This is a genomic window from Bradyrhizobium sp. 61 (assembly GCF_023073075.1).
GTDB classification, from domain to species: Bacteria; Pseudomonadota; Alphaproteobacteria; order Rhizobiales; family Xanthobacteraceae; genus Bradyrhizobium; species Bradyrhizobium barranii.
In genome coordinates, this window is record NZ_JADPIU010000063.1 from 103,430 (window position 1) to 127,062 (window position 23,633).

General features: G+C 64.5%; 24 protein-coding genes and 1 tRNA gene. 8 read left to right on the forward strand and 17 right to left on the reverse strand.

Translation table 11 applies throughout. The features are described from left to right. Positions 1–165 precede the first annotated feature (165 nt). Positions 166–813: an NYN domain-containing protein gene (locus tag IVB46_RS21650; protein ID WP_014494741.1), complete on the forward strand. Its 648-nt coding sequence runs from the start codon at positions 166–168 to the stop codon at positions 811–813. Then, positions 794–1,468 (forward strand): uracil-DNA glycosylase, encoded by a 675-nt coding sequence (locus IVB46_RS21655; protein ID WP_063982832.1) that lies wholly within the window; start codon positions 794–796, stop codon positions 1,466–1,468. Before IVB46_RS21650 ends, IVB46_RS21655 begins: the two co-directional genes overlap by 20 nt. Here IVB46_RS21655 and IVB46_RS21660 read toward each other — a convergent pair. The 4 genes from IVB46_RS21660 to dapA are packed head-to-tail and all read right to left on the reverse strand — an operon-like array spanning position 1,465 to position 3,942. Further along, positions 1,465–2,046: a peroxiredoxin gene (locus tag IVB46_RS21660; RefSeq protein WP_247310020.1), complete on the reverse strand. Its 582-nt coding sequence runs from the start codon at positions 2,044–2,046 to the stop codon at positions 1,465–1,467. The two genes, IVB46_RS21655 and IVB46_RS21660, sit on opposite strands and share 4 nt — an antisense overlap. Positions 2,047–2,063: 17 nt before the next feature. Next, a complete protein-coding gene (smpB, locus tag IVB46_RS21665) occupies positions 2,064–2,537 on the reverse strand; it encodes an SsrA-binding protein SmpB (protein ID WP_008133025.1) in 474 nt (157 codons plus the stop codon). A gap of 59 nt (positions 2,538–2,596) precedes the next feature. Beyond that, positions 2,597–3,028: a large conductance mechanosensitive channel protein MscL gene (gene mscL / locus IVB46_RS21670; protein WP_276010496.1), complete on the reverse strand. Its 432-nt coding sequence runs from the start codon at positions 3,026–3,028 to the stop codon at positions 2,597–2,599. Between the two features lie 23 nt (positions 3,029–3,051). Beyond that, positions 3,052–3,942, reverse strand: a complete 891-nt coding sequence (gene dapA, locus IVB46_RS21675; RefSeq protein ID WP_038975901.1) for a 4-hydroxy-tetrahydrodipicolinate synthase — start codon at positions 3,940–3,942, stop codon at positions 3,052–3,054. A gap of 278 nt (positions 3,943–4,220) precedes the next feature. On the opposite strand from dapA, the gene IVB46_RS21680 reads away from it, so the two are divergent. Continuing rightward, entirely contained in the window at positions 4,221–6,617 is a 2,397-nt protein-coding gene (locus IVB46_RS21680; RefSeq protein ID WP_247343425.1) for a lytic transglycosylase domain-containing protein, read from the forward strand. A 476-nt stretch (positions 6,618–7,093) separates the two neighbouring features. Here IVB46_RS21680 and IVB46_RS21685 read toward each other — a convergent pair whose 3' ends face one another. From IVB46_RS21685 to IVB46_RS21730, 10 genes are all read right to left on the reverse strand, one after another. Further along, positions 7,094–8,665, reverse strand: a complete 1,572-nt coding sequence (locus IVB46_RS21685; RefSeq protein ID WP_166097085.1) for a porin — start codon at positions 8,663–8,665, stop codon at positions 7,094–7,096. Positions 8,666–9,241: 576 nt separating this feature from the next. Further along, positions 9,242–9,335 (reverse strand) — tRNA-Ser (locus IVB46_RS21690). A 445-nt stretch (positions 9,336–9,780) separates the two neighbouring features. Next, complete coding sequence (locus tag IVB46_RS21695) at positions 9,781–10,047, reverse strand: hypothetical protein (RefSeq protein ID WP_014494734.1); 267 nt, start codon at positions 10,045–10,047, stop codon at positions 9,781–9,783. A 1,513-nt stretch (positions 10,048–11,560) separates the two neighbouring features. Then, positions 11,561–13,039 carry an Asp-tRNA(Asn)/Glu-tRNA(Gln) amidotransferase subunit GatB gene (gene gatB / locus IVB46_RS21700; protein WP_247310024.1) on the reverse strand — a complete coding sequence of 493 codons (1,479 nt, stop codon included), beginning with the start codon at positions 13,037–13,039 and terminating at the stop codon, positions 11,561–11,563. Further along, positions 13,036–13,338, reverse strand: coding sequence for a hypothetical protein (locus tag IVB46_RS21705; protein ID WP_247310026.1), 303 nt, complete (start codon positions 13,336–13,338; stop codon positions 13,036–13,038). The genes gatB and IVB46_RS21705 overlap by 4 nt, the downstream gene beginning before the upstream one ends. Next, a complete protein-coding gene (gene gatA, locus IVB46_RS21710) occupies positions 13,329–14,804 on the reverse strand; it encodes an Asp-tRNA(Asn)/Glu-tRNA(Gln) amidotransferase subunit GatA (protein ID WP_247310028.1) in 1,476 nt (491 codons plus the stop codon). The genes IVB46_RS21705 and gatA overlap by 10 nt, the downstream gene beginning before the upstream one ends. Beyond that, entirely contained in the window at positions 14,801–15,016 is a 216-nt protein-coding gene (locus tag IVB46_RS21715) for a hypothetical protein (RefSeq protein WP_014494728.1), read from the reverse strand. Before IVB46_RS21715 ends, gatA begins: the two co-directional genes overlap by 4 nt. 79 nt (positions 15,017–15,095) lie before the next feature. Beyond that, complete coding sequence (gene gatC, locus IVB46_RS21720) at positions 15,096–15,383, reverse strand: Asp-tRNA(Asn)/Glu-tRNA(Gln) amidotransferase subunit GatC (RefSeq protein ID WP_247310030.1); 288 nt, start codon at positions 15,381–15,383, stop codon at positions 15,096–15,098. 77 nt (positions 15,384–15,460) lie between these two features. Then, on the reverse strand, positions 15,461–16,537 hold the full coding sequence (locus tag IVB46_RS21725) for a nitronate monooxygenase family protein (RefSeq protein ID WP_247343428.1): 1,077 nt from the start codon (positions 16,535–16,537) through the stop codon (positions 15,461–15,463). 105 nt (positions 16,538–16,642) lie between these two features. After that, entirely contained in the window at positions 16,643–17,668 is a 1,026-nt protein-coding gene (locus IVB46_RS21730) for a nitronate monooxygenase (protein WP_247310034.1), read from the reverse strand. Between the two features lie 97 nt (positions 17,669–17,765). Here IVB46_RS21730 and IVB46_RS21735 point away from each other — a divergent pair, with 97 nt between their 5' ends. Both IVB46_RS21735 and IVB46_RS21740 read left to right on the forward strand, forming a co-directional pair. Beyond that, positions 17,766–18,656: a LysR family transcriptional regulator gene (locus IVB46_RS21735; protein ID WP_247310037.1), complete on the forward strand. Its 891-nt coding sequence runs from the start codon at positions 17,766–17,768 to the stop codon at positions 18,654–18,656. Positions 18,657–18,843: 187 nt separating this feature from the next. Beyond that, positions 18,844–19,779 (forward strand): cyclase family protein, encoded by a 936-nt coding sequence (locus IVB46_RS21740; protein ID WP_247343430.1) that lies wholly within the window; start codon positions 18,844–18,846, stop codon positions 19,777–19,779. Positions 19,780–19,846: 67 nt separating this feature from the next. On the opposite strand, the gene IVB46_RS21745 is transcribed toward IVB46_RS21740, so the two are convergent. Continuing rightward, a complete protein-coding gene (locus tag IVB46_RS21745; RefSeq protein WP_247310040.1) occupies positions 19,847–20,062 on the reverse strand; it encodes a hypothetical protein in 216 nt (71 codons plus the stop codon). A gap of 46 nt (positions 20,063–20,108) precedes the next feature. On the opposite strand from IVB46_RS21745, the gene ruvX reads away from it, so the two are divergent. The 3 genes from ruvX to IVB46_RS21760 all read left to right on the forward strand — a co-directional run bounded on the left by ruvX (position 20,109) and on the right by IVB46_RS21760 (position 21,997). Further along, the gene (gene ruvX, locus IVB46_RS21750) at positions 20,109–20,588 is read left to right on the forward strand and encodes a Holliday junction resolvase RuvX (protein WP_247310042.1); all 480 of its coding nucleotides are present in this window, start codon (positions 20,109–20,111) and stop codon (positions 20,586–20,588) included. A gap of 110 nt (positions 20,589–20,698) precedes the next feature. Further along, positions 20,699–21,064 carry a hypothetical protein gene (locus tag IVB46_RS21755; RefSeq protein WP_247310044.1) on the forward strand — a complete coding sequence of 122 codons (366 nt, stop codon included), beginning with the start codon at positions 20,699–20,701 and terminating at the stop codon, positions 21,062–21,064. 9 nt (positions 21,065–21,073) lie between these two features. Further along, positions 21,074–21,997, forward strand: a complete 924-nt coding sequence (locus IVB46_RS21760; protein WP_247310046.1) for an AEC family transporter — start codon at positions 21,074–21,076, stop codon at positions 21,995–21,997. A gap of 16 nt (positions 21,998–22,013) precedes the next feature. Here the strand turns inward: IVB46_RS21760 and IVB46_RS21765 are convergent, their stop codons facing one another. Next, positions 22,014–22,778, reverse strand: coding sequence for a type II CAAX endopeptidase family protein (locus IVB46_RS21765; RefSeq protein ID WP_247310047.1), 765 nt, complete (start codon positions 22,776–22,778; stop codon positions 22,014–22,016). A 53-nt stretch (positions 22,779–22,831) separates the two neighbouring features. Continuing rightward, the gene (locus tag IVB46_RS21770) at positions 22,832–23,581 is read right to left on the reverse strand and encodes a M15 family metallopeptidase (RefSeq protein WP_247310049.1); all 750 of its coding nucleotides are present in this window, start codon (positions 23,579–23,581) and stop codon (positions 22,832–22,834) included. Positions 23,582–23,633: the final 52 nt, after the last annotated feature.

Below are 23,633 nucleotides of genomic sequence, written 5' to 3' on the forward strand. Positions count from 1 at the left end.
GGTGGCACCGGGCGTATGCAGGTCCGCCATAACTATACCTTGATTGCCACGACTTCTCCGGATTTGCGGTTTCGACGGGCTTCGGCGGCACCATAGACCTGCGCGGCTTGCTGTCGCCGCGCCAACAATAAACGATCAATCACGAACGCTACGCGAGCAAACTGAATGTCACCTTCTGCCACTAACAAGATCGCGCTCTTCATCGATGGGGCCAATCTCTACGCGACGGCGAAAACTCTCGGCTTCGACATCGACTACAAGCGCCTGCTGAAGGAGTTTCAGAGCCGCGGGACGCTGTTGCGGGCGTTCTACTACACCGCGATCATCGAGGATCAGGAGTACTCCTCGATCCGCCCGCTGATCGACTGGCTCGACTACAACGGCTACACGGTCGTCACCAAGGCGACCAAGGAGTTCATCGACGCCTCCGGCCGCCGCAAGGTCAAGGGCAACATGGACATCGAGCTCGCCGTGGACGCCATGGAGCTCGCCGAGCACATCGACCAGATGGTGCTGTTCTCGGGTGACGGCGACTTCCGCTCCCTGGTCGAAGCCGTCCAGCGCCGCGGCGTCCGGGTCACCGTGATCTCCACCATCGCGAGCCAGCCGCCGATGATCGCCGACGAGCTGCGCCGCCAGGCCGACGTCTTCACCGACCTCGTCGAGCTGCAATCCAAGCTCGGCCGCGACCCGTCCGAACGCCCCGCCCCGCGTGACCGCGGCGAGCGTGGCGAGGGACGCCATCACGCCCCCCAGTTCCTCCAGCGCGCGACCACGATGGCGCCGAGGGGCGATGACGACTTCGAGGAGTGAGGCGGCCCGGTCAAGCCGCCAGCCTCTCACCCTCGTCCCCGACCGTGACTGTCCGCTTTGTCCGCGCCTGGTCGCCTTTCGCGAGGCGAACCGCGCGCGCGAGCCATTGTGGCACAACGCCCCGGTACCCCCCTTCGGCGACATCAAGGCGCGCCTCCTGATCGTTGGCCTGGCGCCGGGCATGCAGGGCGCCAACCGCACCGGCCGCCCCTTCACCGGCGACTATGCCGGCGACCTGCTCTACGCCACGCTGCTCGAATACGGCTTCGCCAAGGGCACCTATCAGGCGCGGCCCGACGACGGCCTGAAGCTGGTCGACTGCCGGATCGCCAATGCCGTGCATTGCGTTCCGCCGCAGAACAAGCCGCTGCCGGTCGAGATCAACACCTGCCGCCAGTTCCTCGGGGCTACCCTCGCGTCGATGCCGAAGCTGCGCGCCATCGTAGCGCTCGGACGCATTGCGCACGACACGGTGCTCAAACCGCTGAACCTGAAGGCATCGCAAGCTCCCTTCGGCCACGGCGCCGTGCATCAGGCCGGCGCATTCAGGCTCTACGACAGCTATCATTGCTCGCGCTACAACACGAACACCGGCGTGCTGACGACGGACATGTTCCGCAGCGTGTTCGCGAAGGTGAAGGCCGACCTGGACTAGGGCTCGGCTGGATTGGCCTTCAGCCAGTCCAGGACATCGCCAGCGTTCCGGTCGGGCGGAAACACCGGATAGAACACATGCGTGACCTTGGCGTCGTCGATGATCAGCGCAAGCCGCTTGATCAAGGTCAGGGCAGCGACCTCCATGGTCGGCAGATTGAGGGCGCGCGTCAGCGCCAGCTTCTCGTCCGACAGCACGGGGAACGGCAGGTGCAGCCGCGATGCCATCTCGGTCTGGTACGCGTTGCTCTGGGTCGAGAGGCCGTACACCTGGGCGGCGCCGGCGGCTTTCAGCTCGGCAAACAGATCACGAAACGCGCAAGTCTGCGGCGTGCAACCGCGCGCGCCCGGGATCATGTCCCAATCGTCGACCAGTCCGATCTTGCCGGGCTCGCCGGTGCGCGGATAGGCGAACACCACGGTCCGGCCGGAGAGTGCTGACAGATTCACCGACGTATCGTCGGTCGCGAGCAGGCTGACCGGAGGCAAGGTCATGCCCTTGAGATGCGCGGTGCCGCCGTCGTCGGCGGGTGCGGGAATCTGGCTCCAATCGACCTCGAGCAGGTTCTTCTGAGTCATCCGCCAACCTCTTGCCGCTATCCCCTCGCCCGCAACAGCCGGCCCTTCTCCCGGCTCCAATCGCGCTTCTTCTCGGACTCGCGTTTGTCGTGCAGCTTCTTGCCCTTTGCAACTGCCAGCTGCAGCTTGGCCCGCCCGCGCTCGTTGAAATAGAGCTTGAGCGGGATCAGCGTCATGCCTTCGCGGTCGACCGCGCCCATCAGCTTGTTGATCTGCTTGCGATGCAGAAGCAGCTTTCGCGGCCGCTTGGGTTCGTGATTGAAGCGGTTGCCCTGGAGATATTCGGGAATGGTGGCGTTGATCAGCCAGATCTCGCCGTCCTTGGAATCGGCGTAGGACTCCGCGATCGTGCTCTTGCCGTTGCGGATCGATTTGACCTCGGTGCCGGTGAGCGCAATGCCCGCCTCGATCGTGTCTTCGATCGCATAGTTGAAGCGGGCCTTGCGATTTTCCGCCATGACCTTGATAGGACGTTCGTTCTTATCGGCCATAACAGACAAATCCGGTCGAGATGCGCGCGTAAGCTAACAGTTTGGATGAAGCGCGCGCGTCACTTCTTGAGGAGATCGCGGATCTCGGTCAGCAGTTCGACCTCGGCCGACGGCTTCGCTGGAGCAGCCTCTTCCTTGCGCTTCAGCGTGTTCATGGCGCGGATCACCAGGAACAACACGAAGGCAACGATGATGAAGTTGATCGTCAGCGTCAGGAAGCTGCCGTAAGCAAGTACTGCACCTTGCTTTTTCGCATCCGCTAAGTTGGTGGCGGTCACCGCCTTCGACAAGGGGGCGAAGTAGTTCGAGAAGTCGAGGCCGCCGGTCGCGGCGCCGATGATCGGCATGATGACGTCACCGACCAGCGACGTGACGATGGCGCCGAAGGCCGCACCGATGATGACGCCGACGGCGAGGTCGACGACGTTGCCTTTCATGGCGAACTCGCGGAACTCCGTGAGCATCTTCCTGCCCTTCTCGTCGACGCTCATGAACGGCTCCCCGGTTGGCTAAATCAGTTGATCAGCCCAGCATGAACCATCGCGCTGCGCACGGCAACGCGCGTCGGCTCGGTGACCGGAACCATAGGCAGGCGCAGCGTCTCGTCCAGCTTGCCGAGCAGCGACATCGCGTACTTGATCGGCGCCGGATTGCTCTCGATGAACAGGTTGTTGTGCAGCGGCATCAGCTTGTCGTGGATTGCGAGCGCCGCCTTGGTGTCGCCCTTCGCCCAGGCGGCCTGGAATTCCGAGCACAGGCGCGGCGCGACGTTCGAGGTCACCGAGATGCAGCCATGGCCGCCATGCGCCATGTAGCCGAGGATGGTCGCGTCCTCGCCGGAGAGCTGGTTGAAATCCTCGCCCATCGCCGCGCGCTGCTGCGAGACGCGGACCATGCTGGCGGTGGCGTCCTTGACGCCAGCGATGTTCTTCAGCTCCCACAGCCGCTTCATGGTGTCGACCGACATGTCGATCACCGAGCGCGGCGGAATGTTGTAGATGATGATCGGGATGCCGATCGCATCGTTGATCGCCTTGAAGTGCTGGTACATCCCTTCCTGGGTCGGCTTGTTGTAATAGGGCGTCACGACCAGCACGGCGTCCGCGCCGGCCTTCTCGGCGTGCTGCGCGAGCTCGATCGCCTCTTTCGTCGAATTGGAGCCGGCACCCGCGACCACGGGTACGCGCCCCTTGGCTTCAGCGATGCACCATTCGACGACCTTCTTGTGCTCGTCATGGCTGAGCGTCGGGCTCTCGCCGGTGGTGCCGACCGGGACCAGGCCGTTGGTGCCTTCCGAGATCTGCCAGTTGACCAGCGAGCGGAACGCCGCCTCGTCCAGCGAGCCGTTCTTGAACGGCGTAACCAAGGCGGTGAACGATCCCCGGAATTTCGTCTTGGCTGCCATGGACTTCCTCCGTACGGCTATCTCTTGAGCAAGCTGCATTCATATCGGGTCTATCCCGCCGGTAAAAGACCCGCTTCCGTGTGACGCACCGTTTAGGCCGCGATTTTGCCGCGGTGGTGGTGCAAACCGGGCAAAGGTAAGCAGCTGTTGGTATTTTGTCCGCATATTCAAGCGAATACAGCTAGGTCTTGAGCCAACTGACTGATTCGGGGCGACCAAACGCCGTGACCTCCTTTCCTCGTTCCGCATGGCGATCCACCGGTCTGGCCGTGTGCCTCATGGCCGGGCTGTCGGTCGGCTGCGCCGCCCTGGCCAAGTCCAATGAGACGACCGCGGACGGGGCCAAGGACACCGCTAAGCCGGCGGCCAAGGACGCCGCGAAGGGATCAGCCAAAGAAACTACGAAGGGAACCGGCAAGGAAACACCGAAGGGCGCGAGCAAGGGAGCAACTGCCGCCCCGGCCAAGGATGCCGCGAAGAAACCTGGCAAGGATGCTGGCAAGGACGCCGCCAAGGATGCAGGCAAGAGCGCCGGCAAGGAACCCGCCAAGGACAAGCCCAAGCCCGCAGCCGCCGCGCCAAAATCACAGCCGGCCGCCAATGGCTCGCCCCCCAAGACCGCACCCGCGCCCGCCGTGACGGCCACCGTCAGGCCTGCCGCCCCGGCGCCCGTCGCCAAACCCGTCGCGGCTCCTCTGCTTGCGCCGGCGACCCGCCAGCACGCCACGCCGCGCAAGCCGGTCACGCCGGCCGCGGTCGCTGCGACCTCCTCGACGTCGCAGGCCGACAAGGACACGCTCGAGAACGTCATCGAGCTCGTGCGCAAGCGCAAGGCGGCCGACGCTACCAATTACGCCGCCTCGATCTCGGATCCCGTCGCACGAAAGCTCGCCGAATGGATCATCCTGCGCAGCGAGGACAATGGCGCGACCGTGGAACGCTATCGCGCCTTCCTCTCCGCCAATCCGAGCTGGCCGTCGCAGACCTTCCTGCGCCGGCGCCTCGAGGCCGCGATGTGGGACGACAGGCGCGACGATTCGGTCGCGTGGTCGTGGTTCGAGAATGAATCGCCTGTGTCCGCCAAGGGCCGCTTCACGCTCGCCAAGGCGATGCTGGCGCGCGGCGACCGCGCCAACGCCGAGCGGCTGGTGCGCGAGGCCTGGCGCAGTGATCCGATGTCGGAGGAGACCGAGAACAACGCGCTCGACCAGTTCGGCGCCCTGCTGACGCCGGGCGACCAGAAGGCGCGGATGGACACCTTGCTCTACGGCAGCGAGAACGAAGCCGCGCTCCGCGCCGCAAAACGCCTCGGCGCCGGCTATGTCGCGCTGGCCAAGGCCCGCATCGCCTCCGTCAAGAAGGCGCCGAATGCGCGCGCGCTGCTCGACGCCGTGCCGCGCGAGCTGCACAACGATCCCGGCTTCATCTTCAGCAAGATCCAGCTCCTGCGCCGCGAGGAGAAGTTCGCCGAAGCCGCCCAGCTGATGCTGTCGGCGCCGAAGGATCCGAACCGTCTCTACAATCTCGACGAATGGTGGATCGAGCGGCGCCTGCTGGCGCGCAAGATGATCGACACCGAGGAATTCCGCAGCGCCTATCTGATCGCGCGCGATGCGGCCCTGCCCTCGCGCGACATCTACAAGACCGAGCAGGAGTTCACCGCCGGCTGGATCGCGCTGCGGTTCCTCAACGACCCCGCCGCCGCCACCCAGCATTTCGCCCGCATCGGCGTCGGCAGCGTCAATCCGACCACGCTGGCGCGCGCCGGCTATTGGCAGGGCCGCGCGGCGGAAGCGGCGGGCCGCCAGCAGGAGGCGCGCAACGCCTACGCGCGGGCGGCCGAGCAATCCACCAGCTATTACGGCCAGCTCGCGCGCGCAAAACTCGGCCTGCCGCAGATCGAGCTCAACAGCCAGCCGCGCGGCCGCGGCGCCGAACGGCTGGAGATCGTGCGCGCCGCGCACCTGCTCTACGAGCTCGACGAACGCGAGATGGCGATACCTGTTCTCGCCGACATGGGCGAGAACGGCGATCCCGAGGCGCTTGCCGGCCTTGGCGAGCTCACCCAGCGCTACAGCGACGCGCGCGGCATGCTGCTGCTCGGCAAGGCTGCGCTCAACCGCGGCCTCCCCTTCGACTTCTACGCCTATCCCGTCAACGGCATTCCGCAGTTCACGCCGATCGGCCCCGAGGTCGAGCGCAGTATCGTCTATGCGATCGCGCGGCAGGAAAGCGCGTTCAACCCCTCCGTGGTCTCGCCGGCGCAGGCTTACGGCCTGATGCAGGTGACGCCGGACGCAGCGCGTTACGTCTGCAAGCGGCACGGCGCGACCTACGATCTGGGGCGGCTGAAAAACGATTCGGTCTACAACGCCACGCTCGGCTCGGCCGAGCTCGGCGGACTGCTCGAGGACTACCGCGGCTCCTACATCATGACCTTTGCCGCCTACAATGCCGGCCGCGGCAGCGTGAAGAAATGGGTCGACCGCTACGGCGACCCGCGCGATCCCAAGGTCGACGCGGTCGACTGGGTCGAGCTGATTCCGTTCTCCGAGACGCGCAACTACGTGCAGCGGATCATGGAGAATCTTCAGGTCTACCGCGCCCGCTTCGGCGGCGGCACACGGTTGCAGATCGAAGCTGACCTGCGCCGCGGCACCGGCAGCGTGGAATAGAGCCATCCTCCTGTGCGCTCCCGATTGACCGCCGAGAGCGTCGGCGGCGAGCGCCGCAGCGCGTCCGGACGTGAGCTGCTGAAGAAGAGCTGAAGCTCGCGCGTGATCTTCAGGCGAGCCTTGCTCGACGCTGAGCCCTGAGCGCTCCCTGGTCGTAGTCCGATCGGCAAGCTCGCCGTTCCACGTCCTCAAACATGAAGGCGTCGATCGCCGCCTGCTGCAGCGTCAGGACGGTGGGGCGCTTGCAAGGCCATGCCGGTCAACGGCAGGCGGCCCGTTGCATACATTGCGCGGAGATGCCCGCAGCGCAGAGGCCCCTCCTCCGTAACAGCCTCGTCGAGATCGTCACGGACGATGGAGCACGGGAGCAACGTCGCCCTCCGCCAGCCCTCCGCGGCTTTAGAACAGCCATGCCGCCAAAAGAAAAGCCCCGGCGGTTTCCCGCCGGGGCTCTCTGTCAGGTCGTTAGACCGAACTTACCAGTTGCGCTGAGCGCGGAGCAGCAAGCTGACCGTGTTCTGATCCTTCAGCTCGTACACTGCACCCGGCTTTGCGACAACTGCCGCAGGGCCAGCAGCGAGCGTGCTGATCGTGCCCGCGAACTTCTGGTCGAGCATGGTGTAAGCCACGTCCGCCGAGAAGGTCAGGTTCTTCACCGGCGTCCAGCGGGTGATCAGACCGATCGTGCCGAGGTTGAAGTTCGGGTTGCAAGAGGTGATACCCGCAGTGGCGGCACCCAACGTAGCGAGTTGGTTGCAAATGAGAGTCGCACCACCGTTGCTGTACGTCAGCTGAGCGTACGAACCGTAGATCGCGGTGTTCCAGTACGGATCCCAGTTGTGGGTGTAGGCGCCGCGCATACCCCAGCTCGTAACCGTGTTGATACCGGTTCCGTTGGCGAACACACCGTCAGCCGCACCGGCAAGGCCAATGCTCTGATAGGCACCAGCCAGGTTGGTACCGCCGAACATTGCATAGTTCTGCGAAGCCAAGCTCTGGAAGTTGTAGCGGGTCGCACCATCGGTGTAGACCGCCTGGACGTTGATCACGTCGCCCGCACCAGTCGGAATGTTCTTGATGGACAACGCCGCCTGGACAGCCCAGCCCCACTTGTCGCCCGGATGACCGGCCGCTTCGGTTCCGACAAGCCCCGGAGTCGCGTAGTACGCTACGTGGTTGTTATGCGCCGCGGCAGACAACTGGAACAGACCCCAAGCCTGGTCAATACGGACCATACCCTGGATGTCAGGAGCCCGCGTGCCGCCGAAGGCATTGATGCCGTAGCCGCCGGTACCAAAGTTCGCGACCGAAACGCCGGCGCTGGTGTTGTACAGGTTGCTCTGATAGTAGGCCGTCGGATCCACCGCCGAAATCGCGGCAGTGATGCCCTGACCGAAGTCGGCAGTATAGGTGAACTGGTTCACACCAGTGACCGTGCCGCCGCCGCCGGTCAGACCGTCGAAGTTGTTACCCGGATAGTTGGTCCAGGGAGCGTCGAACTGGGCAACAGCTTTACCCATCGTGAAGCCCGCGAACTGGATGAAGGCGTAGTACACGCCGAGCGTACCGCCGGCGATTGCGCCTGAGGTGGCATTGTTGGGTCCGCCAACGCCCGTGCTGCCGAGCTGCGAGTAAACGGTGGAGCCGTTGCCGGTGCCGTTGCCCGAGTAGTTATCCGTCGTCCACGAGAACACCACGTCGGCGAAGGTACGAACCACGCCGTATTCGGTCGCGGTGCGCGTGTCGACGTTGAAGTCTTCACGGGCGCGAGTGACGTAGTAGTTCGTCAGACGGTTCGCAGAACCGTTAACACTGCTGAAGTTACCGTTGAAATCGGTAGCGTTGATCGCGACTTCAGCACGCAGGTAACCACCCAGCTTGATGCAGGTGTCAGTGCCCGGGATGTAGTAGAATCCGGCACCGTACAGGGAGCAGATCTTCACGTATTCGACCGCTTTGGCCTTCACGGGGAGATCGGCTGCCTGTGCTCCGCCAACGGCAATCAGACCTGCCGCTGAACCGAGCAAAAGGCTCTTAACCAACTTCATGTTAAACCTCCAAGTTTGCTCTATAGGGAAGGTTCCGGATCCGCTGGGTGACGACACCCTAAGGTTGGTTCCCTTGTCCCTTAACTCACCGCTTAGTCGCTTCGCGCCTTCGGACACACCCGCTGAACGCGAGGGACTTAAGCGAACCACCTAAAACGGGACGACCTCGGGATGCCCCCCTCCGTCGCTCAGTCACAATTACCGAACGTCTTTGCACACACAACAAGAGAACGCTCCGTAGCGGGCCCATGACGTTTGTTTTCCGAAGGGTGTTGCACAAATAACACGCAGATGTGATCGAAGCGCTCTCGCAACATATTGTTTTTGCTTATTTTTCTAGGACGGTTCCGTTTGCCGTCAAAATTCCCCACCTGAGGCATTGTGGACGGAACTCCGGCCTGAACAGGCTTTGACGCGCACGAATCGTGGAATCAGAAGGAGACTCAAGGAGAAGGCACACAGGTCTTCCCGCGACTCTCCACCAGGCGCAGACATGGTCGCGGCAACGCTCAAGGCGCGCTGCGAAGGCTCTTTATCGATGGTGGGGATGATTGAGACCGGAGCGGACAGCTCGGCTGGCGGAGACGGAGGGATTCGAACCCTCGATAGGCCTTTACAAGCCTATAACGGTTTAGCAAACCGCCGCCTTCAGCCACTCGGCCACGTCTCCAATATGCCGGGTATGCCCGACACGGCGGCGAGCCGCAAGCGGCAGAATCAAGGTCTGTGCGTTCTTTCACCTGAAAGCGACCGCCGGACGACCGCGAAAGCCTGGCGCATGGATCAGCGCGGCACGCGCAGCCGATTCGCGCTCTCTATATATGTGTGCATCCATCCACGGGATTGCCGGATCCGCCGCTGCCAGGGCGCATTCAGCACCACCTCGCCGGCTCAGATATTGAACCAGACGCCGGAGCTGCGCCGGGACGGAAGGCCCAAGACCTCTATATCCCCGGCAAGAGGCCCGTCTTGTGCGGCCGTCCGGGTTCCAGAGCGGAGTCGTCGGGCGGCGGCTCGGTCATGCCGCGCGGGTCCAGGTGGCGACTCGACGAAGGAACTTGATTGAGCGCAATCGGGCTGCCCGTGAAGACAAGGGTGCGAATGCGATTCTCGGCTCAGTGAGCCGAGACCCACGCCCTCGCCTCGCGCTGCGCGGCCGAGATCTCTGCGTCCGACATCTGCCCGGCGACTTCCTGGCGCAGCGCCACGGCGTCCTTGCGGCCCTTCAGCGCGGCGAGGTTGAACCATTTATGTGCGGCGACGAGGTCGACGAGGCCGGAGCGGCCGCTCGCCCAATAGATCCCGCGCTCGAACAACACGTCCGACAGCGCGCTCGCGTCGATCGGCGTCGCCGTCTCCAGATCGAAAGTACCCTGAAACATAACGCATCCCCTTTTTTTCTGCCGCCTCGTTCCCCAGAGCGCGGCTCCCGTCCAAAGACCTGTTCAACTCATCCCCATGCCGTTTGCCGGCTTGTTGAAGGCGATGATGGCGGGCAAATTTGAATGGCAGTTTAAGTATCGCGATGAAGCAGACGTAAACGCACCCGCACGGGGCGCACGCGACGAATGCAAGAAGTCTCCGCTTTGCAGGCACTTCTGCGATTCGTCAGATTCGGTTTACCCTGGGATTTTGAGAGAACGATAACCATCGCGCGCGGTGACGCGCGCCCTGCGGTTACAATTCATGGGCGGGGCGCGTTGTGGGAGGGGCGCGCCGGCAAGGCCACACGGGCGCCTCGCGTGGCGGCGCCACCCCGTGGCCGGCAGGCCCCGCAGCGCGAAGCGCGCGACTTTAGCAATCGGAACGACGGCTTCGCATTGCGCCTGCGCGGCGAACGTCGCGGCAAACGACAGTTCGCCGCAGCCCTCGCCTGCCCCACGGCAGCGCGGCCACGTCACGGTCAGATCAGCAATGTGGGAAAAGGGAATGCCGGCAATACCCCGGCCTCAAAAGAACGAGGGCGTCGGCGAACACGTCAGGACCAGATTCCACGTTGGCCCGAAGGCCGCTTGTGAAATTGCGGAGCCCTTGAGAAGGAGAACCGCACCGAACGAAGAAAACTTGTTTCTTCTGCCGGACCGTACTTTGGCGAGCGAACCCGCGAAAGAGAACGATCCGACCGTTGGCCTGATGTCTCGCCGACACCCTCTATCGCCGACCAGAACCTGTTAGAAGGCGCTGATGACGTGCCGGCTCTCTAGGAGCCGGCAACTTCAGAAGCGAAGTTACTTCTTCTTCGCGACCTTGCGGGTCTTCTTCGCAGTCTTCTTCACTGCGCTCTTCGCCTTCTTCGCCTTCTTCGCCTTCTTCGCTTTCTTGGCCATGTTGCCCTCCGATGTGTGAGATGGCTGTAATCGCTGCATGCAGTCGGGGATCGAATGCACACTCATCCCGAATACACCAACACGACGAAAAAAACAGCTTCTCGCTTAAAGAAGTGTTGACGGCACAACGCGCCTGCGCTTGGCGAGCGCGATGCGGGCGCACTGCATGACGCGTGCTTGCGATCGCGGGGAGTGCCCGCATCGTCGATGTTTGCGCGAGATGCGATTGCAGAAAAACACTACACGGCAAGTATTTTTCTGCACGCGCGCATTGCGCATGCGCGATGCGATGATGCGCATCGTCGATCCCGCGATCGCCGCGAAAGGGCGCTTCGCGGACTCTGAGTCGCGAGTTTTGGCAACGAAAATATTTTCATGCTTAACGGCGCAAGCGCTCGTCAGCGCGTGTGGAAGCCGCCGTTTTGCGCGAATCGCGTGGCGGCGATTCGGCCGCCGCATCGCCGTCGGTCGGGATGGAGTTTGCCGCCGAGGGTGCGCGCGAGCGTCGCAGCGCGAACCGGAAGCGAGGTGACGAAGCGTATCCGTCACCTCGTTCGAACGTGTGACGTCAGATGCCGAGCTTCGACTTCAAGAGGTCGTTGACGCTCTGCGGGTTGGCCTTGCCGCCGGACGCCTTCATCACCTGGCCGACGAACCAGCCGAGCGACTGCGGCTTGTCCTTGACCTGCGCGGCCTTGTCGGGATTGGCCGCGATGATGTCGTCGACCACCTTCTCGATCGCCGAGAGGTCGGTGACCTGCTTCATGCCGCGGCTTTCGACCAGCGCGCGCGGATCGCCGCCCTCCTGCCAGACGATCTCGAACAGATCCTTGGCGATCTTGCCGGAGATCGTGCCCTCGCCGATCAGGTCGATGATCGCAGCCAACTGCTCGGCGTTGACGGGAGAGGCCGTAATATCCCGGCCTTCCTTGTTGAGACGGCCGAACAGCTCGTTGATCACCCAGTTCGCCGCCATCTTGCCGTCGCGGGCACGGTTGCCGAGCGTGTCCAGCACCGTCTCGTAGAACACCGCGCTCTCGCGCTCGGCGACCAGCACGCTCGCATCGTAAGCCGACAGGCCGAAGTCAGCGACGAAGCGCGCCTTCTTCTGGTCCGGCAGCTCCGGCAGCTCTGTCTTCAGCTCGTCGACGAAGCTTTGCGAGAATTCCAGCGGCAGCAGGTCGGGATCGGGGAAGTAGCGGTAGTCATGCGCCTCTTCCTTGGACCGCATCGATCGCGTCTCGCCCTTGTTGGGGTCGTAGAGCCGCGTTTCCTGGTCGATCTCCCCGCCGTCCTCGAGGATCTCGATCTGGCGCCGCGCCTCGTACTCGATCGCCTGGCCGATGAAGGTGATCGAGTTCATGTTCTTGATCTCGCAGCGGGTGCCGAGCGGTGCGCCCGGCTTGCGCACGGAGACGTTGACGTCGGCGCGCAAGGATCCCTTCTCCATGTCGCCGTCGCAGGTGCCGAGATAGCGCAGGATCGAGCGCAGCTTGGTCACATAGGCCTTGGCCTGCTCGGCGTCGCGGATGTCGGGCTTGGAGACGATCTCCATCAGCGCCACGCCGCAACGGTTGAGATCGACATGGGACATGGACGGCGACTGATCGTGCAGCAACTTGCCGGCGTCCTGCTCAAGATGCAGGCGCTCGATGCCGATGGTCGCGGTCTTGCCGCCATCCAGTTCGACCACGACCTCACCTTCGCCGACGATCGGCGATTTGTACTGGCTGATCTGGTAGCCCTGCGGCGAGTCCGGATAGAAATAGTTCTTGCGGTCGAACACCGAACGCAGATTGATCTGCGCGTTCAACCCGAGCCCGGTCCGGACAGCCTGTCTGACGCATTCCTCGTTGATGACGGGCAGCATGCCCGGCATCGCGGCATCGACCAGCGACACGTGGCTGTTCGGCTCGCCGCCGAACGTGGTGGAGGCGCCCGAGAACAGTTTTGAGTTCGACGTCACCTGGGCATGGATCTCCATGCCGATGACCATCTCCCAGTCACCGGTGGCGCCCTTGAGAAGCTTGTGCGTGGCCGTGCTCATGTCCTGCTCCCGAGCAGCGTGGCAGCGATCCGCTCCCACTCCGCCTCCAATGAATCCTTTGCCGCGGGTTGGCCGGCCTGGCGATACCAGTAGCCGGCATTGCCGAGATCGCCTTCGACCCGGTGCAGATAGGCGTGCACCCAGGCGGCGTCGCGGCTGCTCTCGTCCTGAACGATCTTGTGCGCCTGATCCCAGTCGCCCTTCGCGGCCCACCAGAGGCTGGCGAGCGGCGCGTTCAGATCCGGCGCGGGCGCCGCGCCGTCGAGGCTCGCGATGAACGCTGCGACATTCACCACCACCTCGCGGGCGTGAAGCGGCCGGCGGCCTGCTCGATCACCTCGCCGAGCGAGAACAGCGTCTCCTCATCGAACGGACGGCCGATCAGCTGCAGGCCGAGCGGCAGGCCTTGCGCATCTTTGCCGGCGGGCACGGCGATGCCCGGCAGACCCGCCATGTTCACAGTCACCGTGAAGATGTCGTTGAGATACATCTCGACGGGATCCGCCCCGCCCTTCTCGCCGATGCCGAAGGCGGCCGACGGCGTCGCCGGCGTCAGGATCGCGTCGACGCCCTTGGCGAAGCAGTCCTCGAAATCCTTCTTGATCAGCGTCCGCACCTTCTGCGCACGCAGATAATAGGCGTCGTAATAGCCGGCCGAGAGCACATAGGTGCCGATCATGACGCGGCGCTTCACCTCCGCGCCAAAACCCTCGGCGCGGCTGTTCTCGTAGAGCTCGATGATGTTCTTGCCCTGCTCGCGCAGTCCGTAGCGCACGCCGTCATAGCGCGCGAGGTTGGAGGACGCCTCCGCCGGCGCCACGATGTAATAGGCCGGCAGCGCGTATTTGGTGTGCGGCAGCGACACTTCGACGAGCTCGGCACCGGCCGCCTTCAGCCAGGCCGCGCCCTCGCTCCAGAGCTTTTCGATCTCGGCCGGCATGCCGTCGAGGCGATACTCCTTGGGGATGCCGATCCTGATGCCCTTCACGGACTTGCCGATCGCGGCCTCATAGTCCGGCACGGCAATGTCGACCGACGTCGTGTCCTTCGGATCGTGCCCGGCCATCGAGCGCAGCAGCATCGCGCTATCGCGCACGCTGCGCGCGATCGGACCGGCCTGGTCGAGCGAGGAGGCGAAGGCGACGATGCCCCAGCGCGAGCAGCGGCCGTAGGTCGGCTTGATGCCGACGGTCGCAGTGAACGCGGCCGGCTGGCGGATCGAGCCGCCGGTGTCGGTCGCGGTCGCACCCATGCACAGCAACGCCGCCACGGCCGAGGCCGAGCCGCCGGACGAGCCGCCCGGCACCAGCGTCGTGTTGCTTCCCTCCCGCCGCCAGGGATTGCCGACGGGGCCGAAGCACGAGGTCTCGTTGGCCGAGCCCATCGCGAACTCGTCATTGTTGAGCTTGCCGAGCATCACGGCGCCGTCGCGCCAGAGCTGGGAGGTGATCGTGGACTCATAGGTCGGCACGAAATTGCCGAGGATCTTCGAGCACGCCGTGGTGCGCACGCCCTTGGTCGCGAACAGGTCCTTGATGCCGAGCGGAATGCCGGCGAGCGGGCCGCCCTCACCCTTGGCGATCTTTTCGTCCACGGCCTTCGCCATGTCGCGCGCGCGATCGGGCGTCTCCATCACGAAGGCATTGAGCACGCGTGCTGCTTCGATCGCGTTCAGATGCGCGTCGGTCAGCTCGAGGGACGTGAAAGTCTTGGCCGCGAGACCCTTGCGGGCCTCGGCGAGCGTCAGCGATGTCAAATCGGTCATTTATTGATCGGGCTGCAGAAGAACGGAGACAGGGTTTTGTCGTTGGCCGGGTCGTCTTTTTTTTTGGCGGCGGCGTTCGCGGCGGCCTCGATCTCGTCGAGCACGGCATTGACGGCGACGTTGGGATCGGCAGCCTTGCCCTGCCGCTCCATCTTGTCGAGATAGTTCATGTAGGCCTGATAGGCCTTCTCATCGTCGCAAAGCATGCACATCGGACTTGGTCCTAAGGCTCTTTAGTTTGACGCGTTTTCTTTACGCGAACCGGCTTCCACTTCGCTCGAAAACGCCACGTCACTCGACCACCTTGGGCACAAGAAAGAAGTGACCTTCGGTCGCGGGCGCGTTGGCAACGATATCGTCGGCGATCTCGCCGTCATTGACCACGTCCTGCCGCTTCTTCATCTGCATCGGGGTGACCGAGGTCATCGGCTCCACGCCCTCGACGTTGACCTCCGAGAGCTGCTCGACAAAGGCGAGCATGGCGTTGAGCTCGCCCCGCAGATGCGGAACCTCGCCCTCGGAAACCGCAATGCGCGCCAGATGCGCGATGCGGCGGACGGTAGCGTCGTCGACGGACATTATATAAGGCCTCTCACGGCAAAATCTAACTGCCGTATAGCAGAGGCCGGTTTTGCGCCGCAACCGGCGGCGCGACCTTAGCCAGCCAGTCCCTTCATGCGGGCCAGGGCCGATTTGGCAAAATCCCGGGTCAATTCGGCCGCGGGGACCTCACGGCCCAGGGCCACGGCCTGGCCGGCCCAGAGATTGGTGAAATCCACCCTGCCCTGCTTTTCGGCAGCTGCCTTGAGCGGCCCCAGCGCGGTCGCGGCATGGGGAAAAGGCGGCGCCTCGGGCGAGATCGGGCCGGCTTCGCGCATCAGGCGGTTCTGGACGCCGCGCGCCGGACGCCCGGTCATGACATTGGTGATGACGGTGGAATCGTCCCGCGCTTCAGCCAGCGCCTTGCGCCCGCCCGCGCTGACCTTGGATTCCGGGCAGCGCAGATAGGCGCTGCCGATCTGCACGCCGGAGGCGCCGAGCGCGAAGGCCGCGGCGATGCCGCGCCCGTCGGCAATGCCGCCGGCCGCGATGACAGGCACCTTCACGGCGTCGGCGACCTGCGGCACCAGCGCAAAGGTGCCGGGCTGCTCGGAGATCTTGTCGGTCAGGAACATGCCGCGATGGCCGCCGGCCTCGGCGCCTTGCGCAAGCACGGCATCGACGCCGCGCTCTTCCAGCCAGACTGCTTCCTTCACCGTCGTGGCGGACGAGATGACGAGGCAGCCGGCCGCCTTGACGCGCTTGAGCAGCCCCTGCTCCGGCAAGCCGAAATGAAAGCTGACGATCTCCGGCTTCAGCTCCTCGACGACCTCGCAGAACGCGGTGTCGAACGGCGCACGGTTCGCGGCGTTGATGGGCGCGGCGGGATCGAGGCCGTGCTCGGTGTAATAGCCCGTGAGCCGCTGCTTCCAGCGCGCTTCGGCTTCGGCCGTGAGGTCAACCGGCGTGTGGCAGAAGAAGTTCATGTTCACCGGCGCCTTCACCCGCTGGCGAATGATGTTGACCTGCTCGCGCGCCTTCTCCGGCGACAGCATCGCGCTCGGCAGCGAGCCGAGCCCGCCGCCCTCTGCCACGGCGATCACCAGCTCGGCATCCATCACGCCGGCCATCGGCGCCAGCACGATCGGGAATTCGGTCTTGAAGAGATCGATCAGTCGACGGTCAGGCCACATAATTCTTGCCTCATGTTCGCTCTTCCCTCTCCCCTTGTGGGAGAGGGTGGATCGCCGCGCAGCGGCGAGACGGGTGAGGGGTTTGCATCCGCGGAGACAGACCCCTCATCCGGCGCGGATTGCATCCGCGCCACCTTCTCCCACAAGGGGAGAAGGAAAAGAAGAAACCGAGTTGCGCCGGCCGGCGAGCAATTGCTCCGCTTCAATCGCAATCCGCTCCACGATCTCGGCGGCCGGTGCAATATCATGAATCAATCCGACCGCCTCGCCCGCGATCACCGCCGCGACGTCGAAATTGCCGGCGGCCTTTGCCGCAGCATAGTCCGCCGCGACTGCGGCAACATTCTGCATCAGCTCGACCTCGCGGCCGATCCAGCGCCTGGCGTGGTCGTTGATGAGGCACCTTCCCGTGAACGGCGCCGGCCAGACATTGTTGCGCGAGAGATCGAAGATGATGCCGCGCACGGTCGTGCCGCTGTTCGCTGCGCAGATGCGTCGCTTGGCCTCCTCCGCACCATCAGCCTCCTGGCTCGCATAGAAGCGCGTGCCGAGCAGCACGCCGCTCGCGCCCAGCATCATCATGGCGGCGAGACCGCGCCCGTCGGCGATGCCGCCGGCCGCGACGACAGGCACGTGGCCCGCGGCAAGATCGACGATTGCAGGCACGAGATCGACGGTGGTGCGAGAGGCGCCGTGACCACCCGCCTCCGTGCCCTGCGCGATCAGGATGTCGGCGCCGGCATCGAGCGTCTGCCGCGCCATGGCTTCATCCTGCACCTGGCAGATCAGGCGTGCGCCTGCGGACTTGATCTTCGGCGCGAACGGCGCGGGATCGCCAAACGACAACATGATCGCAGACGGTCTTGCGGCAAGAGCGACATCGAGTAGCTCGGGCCGCTTGGCGAGGCTCCAGGTAATGAAGCCGATCCCGAATGGCGCCGACAACCCCGCGAGCTTCGCAGTCTCCTGCTCCAGCCACACCTTCTCGCCATAGCCGCCGCCCAGAATGCCGAAACCGCCGGCACGGCTCACGGCCGTCACAAGCCGGCTGCCGGCAACGATGTCCATCGGCGCCAGCAGGATGGGATGCTCAATCTCCAGCAGCCTGGTCAGCGACGTCTCAATGGGCATAGCCCCTCCCTGATCTGGACAGGAAGACTAGGCGCGACTAGCATTCTCGAAAAATGAATTGTTGCGAACGCTGCCATCACAAAAGCGAAACGACGCCATGGAACTCAGCGATATCCAGACCTTTGCCGCGGTCGCCCGTACCGGCGGCATCACCCGCGCCGCCGAAGAGCTGAACACGGTGCAATCCAACGTCACCCAGCGCGTGAAGGCGCTGGAAGCGGAGATCGGCACACCGCTGTTCGAGCGCCACAGCCGCGGCATGACGTTGACCGGCGCCGGCAAACGCCTCCTGCCCTACGCACAACGGATGGCCGCGCTATCACGGGAGGCCGTGCTTGCCGCGCGTGACGACGGCGAGCCGAAGGGACCGCTCGCGATCGGCTCGATGGAGACCACGGCAGCCGTGCGGTTGCCGTCCCTCCTCGCCGATTTCCACCGCAACTTCCCTGCCGTGCGGCTGAGCCTGCGCACCGCGACCACCGCCGACCTCGTCGCGGGCGTGCTCGAAGGCACGCTCGACGGCGCCTTCGTCGCGGGTCCCATCGCACATGCCGACCTCACTGCGACGAGCGCGTTTCGCGAAGAGCTGGTGCTGGTCGGCGCGCGGCGCTGGGGTTCGCTCGCCGAGCTGCGCGCCGGCACGCCGGAGTCCGGTCCGACTGCGCTGGTGTTCCGCACCGGCTGCACCTACCGCCAGCGTCTCGAACAGATCTTTGTCGAGTTCGGCTGGCCGTCGGCCGCACGCTTCGAGCTCGGCACGCTCGACGGCATGATCGGCTGTGTCGCCGCCGGCATGGGCGTAACGCTGCTGCCGCGCGCCGTGGTCGAACGCAGCGCGATGGCCGGTAGCGTGTCGATCCACGCGCTGAGCCCGTCACATGCGCGCGTCGAGACGCTCTTCATCCAGCGCAGCGGCGGACATCAATACAGCGCGCTTCAAGGTTTCATGTCCTGCCTGAAGAAAGACAACGACGTCATCGCGGCCTGACACCGGCGCAGCGTTCCACGCGACGAAATTCGTCACAAATCCATCGCGCTTGAATTAGTCTGCGCTGCGTTCAGCCGCCGCAGCGCAGCACCTCGAAATGCTTTGAAGCACGCATCCGTTCTACGTTAGGATGCGTCACTGGCCAGCGCGAAAACATAACGAAGCCAAAACATCGGGAGGACTATCGATGCGCAATACGCTCGTGTTGTGCTGTGTCGCCGCGTTGTCGGCGATATCAGGAACTGCAAGCGCACAGGACTGGACCAAATCGAAATGGGGACCGAACGACGAGATCGGTGCCGCCAATTACATGACGCCGGAGCTGGTGGTGAAGGCCGCCTCGCTGGTGAAGACCGGCAAGACCTACGCCCTCGGCATTCCCGTCACGCCACAGACACCCGCCTATCCGCCACGCACGTTCAAGCTCACCATCGTTCAGCCCGGACAGGCCGGCAGCCCGGGTCTCGGTCCGAACAAGGCGACCTATAACGACGACATCCTTGATACGTGGGTCGGCATCGGCAGCCAGCTCGACGGTCTCGGCCATCTCGGCGTCGAGCACGTCTATTACAACGGCAACAAGCTCGCCGATTTCGCCGATCCGAATGGCTTGAAGAAGCTCGGTATCGAGAAGGTCCCACCGATGGTCACGCGCGGCGTGCTGCTCGACATGGCCGCCTATTTCAAGACCGACATCGTGAAGGAAGGCACCGCCTTCAACGTCAAGGAGATCGAGGAAGCCGCCAAGCAGCAGAACGTCGAGATCCGCCAGGGCGATGTCGTCATCTTCCATACCGGCTGGCTCAGCCTGATCGGCAAGGACGACAAGCGCTACTCGGCCGGCGAGCCCGGTCTCGGCGTCGAAGGCGCGAAGTATCTGACCCGCAAGGGCGTGGTCGCCATCGGTGCCGACACCTGGGCGCTCGAGGTGCTGCCGTTCGAGTCCAAGAACGTGTTCGAGGTGCACCAGATCCTGCTCGCCATGAACGGGACCTACATCCTCGAGAACATGGACACGGCGGCGCTCGCAAAGGACAAGGGCTATGAATTCCTGTTCGTGCTCGGCCAGCCGCGCTGGACCGGCGGCGTGCAGGCCATGATCAACCCGATTGCGATCCGCTGATCGGCGACGTCCAAAGCGGGCGAGGATCGGCCTGCCGCCCGGCAGGCGCCCTCGCCCGACCTGTCCGTCATCGCGGCCTCAGATGCCATCGCCGCAATGCAACGAAGGCCCAGATGGATTCGACGAGGCCAAACGGCCAGGCGCCTTGCAGGAAGCCGTAAGCCGAGCCGAGCGCGCAGGACGCCGCGAACAGCAGCACGAACCAATGGCTGCGATCCTCCAGGGCATAGCAGACCAGCATCGCCGTCACGGCAAACAGGCCGAATAGTGTCAGTGCATCCATGTTCCGGGTTCACTCCGCGGCGCGACGCGTGATAAGCGCTAGTCCCATGCCGGCTCTTATCCTGCCCCTGATCGATGCTGCAACCCACTGGCCCGAACGCGGCGGGTTGGTCGGCCTTGACCTCGGCACCAAGACCATTGGCGTTGCCGTGTCCAATCCGGACCGGCGCCTCGCGACGGGCGTCGAGACCATCCAGCGCAAGGCGTTCAAGCAGGACGCGGCGCGGTTGCTCGCGATCGCGGCCGAGCGCAAGGCGGTCGGCTTCGTGCTCGGCCTGCCCATCAACATGGACGGCAGCGAGGGCCCGCGCGCGCAATCGACCCGCGCCTTCGCCCGCAACCTTGCCGGGCTGACCACACTCCCCATCGGCCTCTGGGACGAGCGTCTGTCGACCGCAGCGGTCGAGCGCGAGCTGATCGGCATGGACGTCAGCCGCGCCAAGCGCGCCGAAGTGATCGACGAGCACGCCGCGATCTTCATCCTGCAAGGCGCGCTCGACCGCCTCGCCAATTTGCGACAAGCCTAATTCCCGGAAGCGACAACATGGCATTGCCGACGAGAGCAAAAATTTCGATCGGCGCCGTCCTCCTGGTTCTCCTCGCTGTGCAGGGTTCCTCTTCCGCGGAGGATCATGCCGTGTCGGAGCTCAAAGGCACGTGGTCCGGGACGTTCAACCAGTATTCGCACGACATCAACGGCAGTTTTCCAGTCAAGCTCACCATCGACGCGATCTCTGGGGCTGAATTCACGGGCGCCATGGAGTGGCCAAGCTTTGACGGCACCCGGACAAAAGTGAAGGGAATAGTCGACGGCCCGCTGATCAAGTGGACCGAGACCGAATATCTCAAGGGCGACGATGCCGTCCTCGGCGGACTGTACGTCGCGCGCTTCAGCACGGACAACGAGATCGCCGGCGACTGGATGGACCCCAAACACACCATCACGCCGAAGAGGCGCCGCTACGGGACACGCGGGGCCGACTTCGTTCTGAAAAAGGAATAGGCGCCTGCCATGGCCGTCGTGATCGCGGCGCTGCTGCCGGTCTTCATCCTCATCGTGCTCGGCGTGGTGCTCAGGCGCACCCTGATGCGGCTCGACACGCAATGGCACGGGCTGGAGCGGCTGACCTATTTCGTGCTGTTCCCGATGCTGCTGATCCAGACGCTGGTGAAGGCCGACCTCGCCAGGGTGCCGGTCGCCGGCGTCGGCGGCGCGCTACTGCTGTCGGTGCTCGCGATGTCGCTGCTCTGCCTCGCGCTCCGCCCGGCGCTCGCGCGGTTCGACATCGACGGTCCCGCCTTCACTTCGATCTTCCAGGGCGCGCCGCGCTGGCAGACCTATGTGGCGCTCTCGGTGTCCGCCAACATGTTCGGCGACGTCGGGCTGGCGCTGGCCTCCGTGGCGATGGTCGCGATCATTCCGCTGGTCAACGTGTTCAGCGTCGCCGTGCTCGCGCACTATGCTTCACCCGAGAAGCAGTCCGCCCGCGCCATCGTCATGACGGTGGTCCGCAATCCCCTGATCTGGGCCTGCGTGATCGGCCTCGTCATCAACGTCATTCATCTGCCGCTGCCAAGAATCTGGCACGAGGTCGCGGATGCCCTCGGCCGTTCCTCGCTCGCCATCGGCCTGCTCGTCACCGGCGCCGGCCTGCAGCTCAAGGGCCTGCTCCGCCCGAGCGTGAGCGCAACCATCGGCGTGGCGTTCAAGCTGGCGCTGATGCCCGTGCTGGCGCTCGCGCTCGCCGCCTGGTTCGGGCTCTCGGGCGACAGTCTGGCGATCGTCGCAATCTGCGCGGCGGTGCCGACCTCGCCCAGCGCCTATGTGCTGGCCCGCCAGATGGGCGGCGATGCGCCGCTACTGGCGCAGATCATCACGTTGCAGACGATTTTGGCGGCGGTCACGATGCCGATCGCGATCGCGCTGGTGGCTTAGACCCTCGTGCGAGGCCTCAGCTCCCCAGCCACATCGTCAGCACCACCGCCGTCAGATTGTTCAGCGCATGCAGCACGATGGTGAGCCAGAGCGAGTTGGCGCGATAGCGCATGTAGCCGAACCACAGGCCGATGGAGAAGACCTCGGCGAGGAAGTACATGTCGTACTGCAGATGCACGACCGTCCACACCAGTGACGACAGGATGATCGCGCCGGGCACGCGCAGGAAGCTCGCCGACCAGCCGCGAAACAGGAAGCCGCGCGCCAAAACCTCCTCCGACATCGGCGCAGCGACACTGAACGCGAACAGCAGCATCACAGCCGCGCCCTTGTCGCGGCCCGATTTCAACAGATCGGTCATGAAGCCCGGCGTCGCCTCGCGGCCGAGGCTCCGCGACATCGTCTCCCAGGCGACCACGATCAGGACAAGCCCGATGGCGCCGAACAGCATTTGCTTCCAGGACGGCCAATGCAGCGCGAGATAGTCGACGAACGAGGCCTTCTTGATGCGGATGGCGAGCCACACCGCGGCCAGCGTCGCCGGCAGGCCCATGGTCACCGACAGCGCGAGCGCCGCGGGCTCGCGACCGACACGCTGTATCGACATCAGGTCGAGGGGATCGCCACGTTCCCAGGCCAGATAGAGGATGGCACCGACCTGGCCGAGAAACATCGCGACGAAGATGAGCAGGCCCCACACCGCCGTGCCCCAGAATTTCCAGACGCGCGGTGCGGCTGGCGTCACGGTCATCGGCGGGAGATCGGGATTGAGGGAGTCCATTCAAGCGCTTTCGTTGGGACGGCACCGTCATTCCGGGGCCGTCGCACGACGATCTACTTCGTTCGCGGCGGAATCGGGAAATCATAGGCCGCCCCGTCCGCCCCCGGCAGGGAAAAATGCCACCACTCCTTCGCATAGTTCACAAAGCCTTGCTTCTCCATCGCGGCCACCAGCCGCTTGCGCCAGGCACGCTGCTCCGGATTGATCGACGGTGCCGCAGTGTGCCCCTTCATGTCCGTGCAGTCGTAGCCCGTGCCCATGTCGACGCTGCCCTCCGGCAATCGCGCCTCGACCGGCGCCGTGCAATCGGCATAGGCTTTTGACGGATCGTATCTGGCGGAATTGTCAGCCTTGAGATCGACCAGCGTGAGATCGAGCGCCGCACCCGTGGAATGCTGCGAGCGGCTCGCGATGTAGCCGAGGCGGAACAGCTCGCTCTTCGGGATCTTCGGATTGTAGCGCCGCTCGGCCGCCGTCTCGTAGCCGTTCTGCGACCACTTCACCATGTCGAGCGAGGCCCGCGCCGGCCGGTAGCAGTCGAACATCTTCAGCGACAGGCCTTGCGCTGCCAGCTCCTGCTGGACCGCCTTCAGCCGCAGCCCCACCTCCCGCTTCACCACGCATTCGCCGGCGCCGTAGCCGGCGAGCGGACGGCCGACGAAATTGTTCGAGCTGGCGTAGCGGATGTCCTGGATGATGCCGGGATCGATGTCGCGCAGATAGACGAAGCCGCCGGGGAGCGACTGGGCGTGGGCTGCGCTGATCACGGTTGCTGCCAAGAGCGCGGTCAAAATTGTTTTCAACTGGAGCTCCCCACATCGTGATGGCCGGGCTTGTCCCGGCCATCCACGGCCT

Bases quoted from the DNA above. Each gene is read 5' to 3' on its own strand.
- IVB46_RS21650 (WP_014494741.1), top strand. From the start codon at position 166: ATGTCACCTTCTGCCACTAACAAGATCGCGCTCTTCATCGATGGGGCC.
- IVB46_RS21655 (WP_063982832.1), top strand. From the start codon at position 794: ATGACGACTTCGAGGAGTGAGGCGGCCCGGTCAAGCCGCCAGCCTCTC.
- IVB46_RS21660 (WP_247310020.1), bottom strand. From the start codon at position 2,046: ATGACTCAGAAGAACCTGCTCGAGGTCGATTGGAGCCAGATTCCCGCA.
- smpB (WP_008133025.1), bottom strand. From the start codon at position 2,537: ATGGCCGATAAGAACGAACGTCCTATCAAGGTCATGGCGGAAAATCGC.
- mscL (WP_276010496.1), bottom strand. From the start codon at position 3,028: ATGAGCGTCGACGAGAAGGGCAGGAAGATGCTCACGGAGTTCCGCGAG.
- dapA (WP_038975901.1), bottom strand. From the start codon at position 3,942: ATGGCAGCCAAGACGAAATTCCGGGGATCGTTCACCGCCTTGGTTACG.
- IVB46_RS21680 (WP_247343425.1), top strand. From the start codon at position 4,221: ATGGCCGGGCTGTCGGTCGGCTGCGCCGCCCTGGCCAAGTCCAATGAG.
- IVB46_RS21685 (WP_166097085.1), bottom strand. From the start codon at position 8,665: ATGAAGTTGGTTAAGAGCCTTTTGCTCGGTTCAGCGGCAGGTCTGATT.
- IVB46_RS21695 (WP_014494734.1), bottom strand. From the start codon at position 10,047: ATGTTTCAGGGTACTTTCGATCTGGAGACGGCGACGCCGATCGACGCG.
- gatB (WP_247310024.1), bottom strand. From the start codon at position 13,039: ATGAGCACGGCCACGCACAAGCTTCTCAAGGGCGCCACCGGTGACTGG.
- gatA (WP_247310028.1), bottom strand. From the start codon at position 14,804: ATGACCGATTTGACATCGCTGACGCTCGCCGAGGCCCGCAAGGGTCTC.
- IVB46_RS21715 (WP_014494728.1), bottom strand. From the start codon at position 15,016: ATGTGCATGCTTTGCGACGATGAGAAGGCCTATCAGGCCTACATGAAC.
- gatC (WP_247310030.1), bottom strand. From the start codon at position 15,383: ATGTCCGTCGACGACGCTACCGTCCGCCGCATCGCGCATCTGGCGCGC.
- IVB46_RS21725 (WP_247343428.1), bottom strand. From the start codon at position 16,537: ATGTGGCCTGACCGTCGACTGATCGATCTCTTCAAGACCGAATTCCCG.
- IVB46_RS21730 (WP_247310034.1), bottom strand. From the start codon at position 17,668: ATGCCCATTGAGACGTCGCTGACCAGGCTGCTGGAGATTGAGCATCCC.
- IVB46_RS21735 (WP_247310037.1), top strand. From the start codon at position 17,766: ATGGAACTCAGCGATATCCAGACCTTTGCCGCGGTCGCCCGTACCGGC.
- IVB46_RS21740 (WP_247343430.1), top strand. From the start codon at position 18,844: ATGCGCAATACGCTCGTGTTGTGCTGTGTCGCCGCGTTGTCGGCGATA.
- IVB46_RS21745 (WP_247310040.1), bottom strand. From the start codon at position 20,062: ATGGATGCACTGACACTATTCGGCCTGTTTGCCGTGACGGCGATGCTG.
- ruvX (WP_247310042.1), top strand. From the start codon at position 20,109: ATGCCGGCTCTTATCCTGCCCCTGATCGATGCTGCAACCCACTGGCCC.
- IVB46_RS21760 (WP_247310046.1), top strand. From the start codon at position 21,074: ATGGCCGTCGTGATCGCGGCGCTGCTGCCGGTCTTCATCCTCATCGTG.
- IVB46_RS21765 (WP_247310047.1), bottom strand. From the start codon at position 22,778: ATGGACTCCCTCAATCCCGATCTCCCGCCGATGACCGTGACGCCAGCC.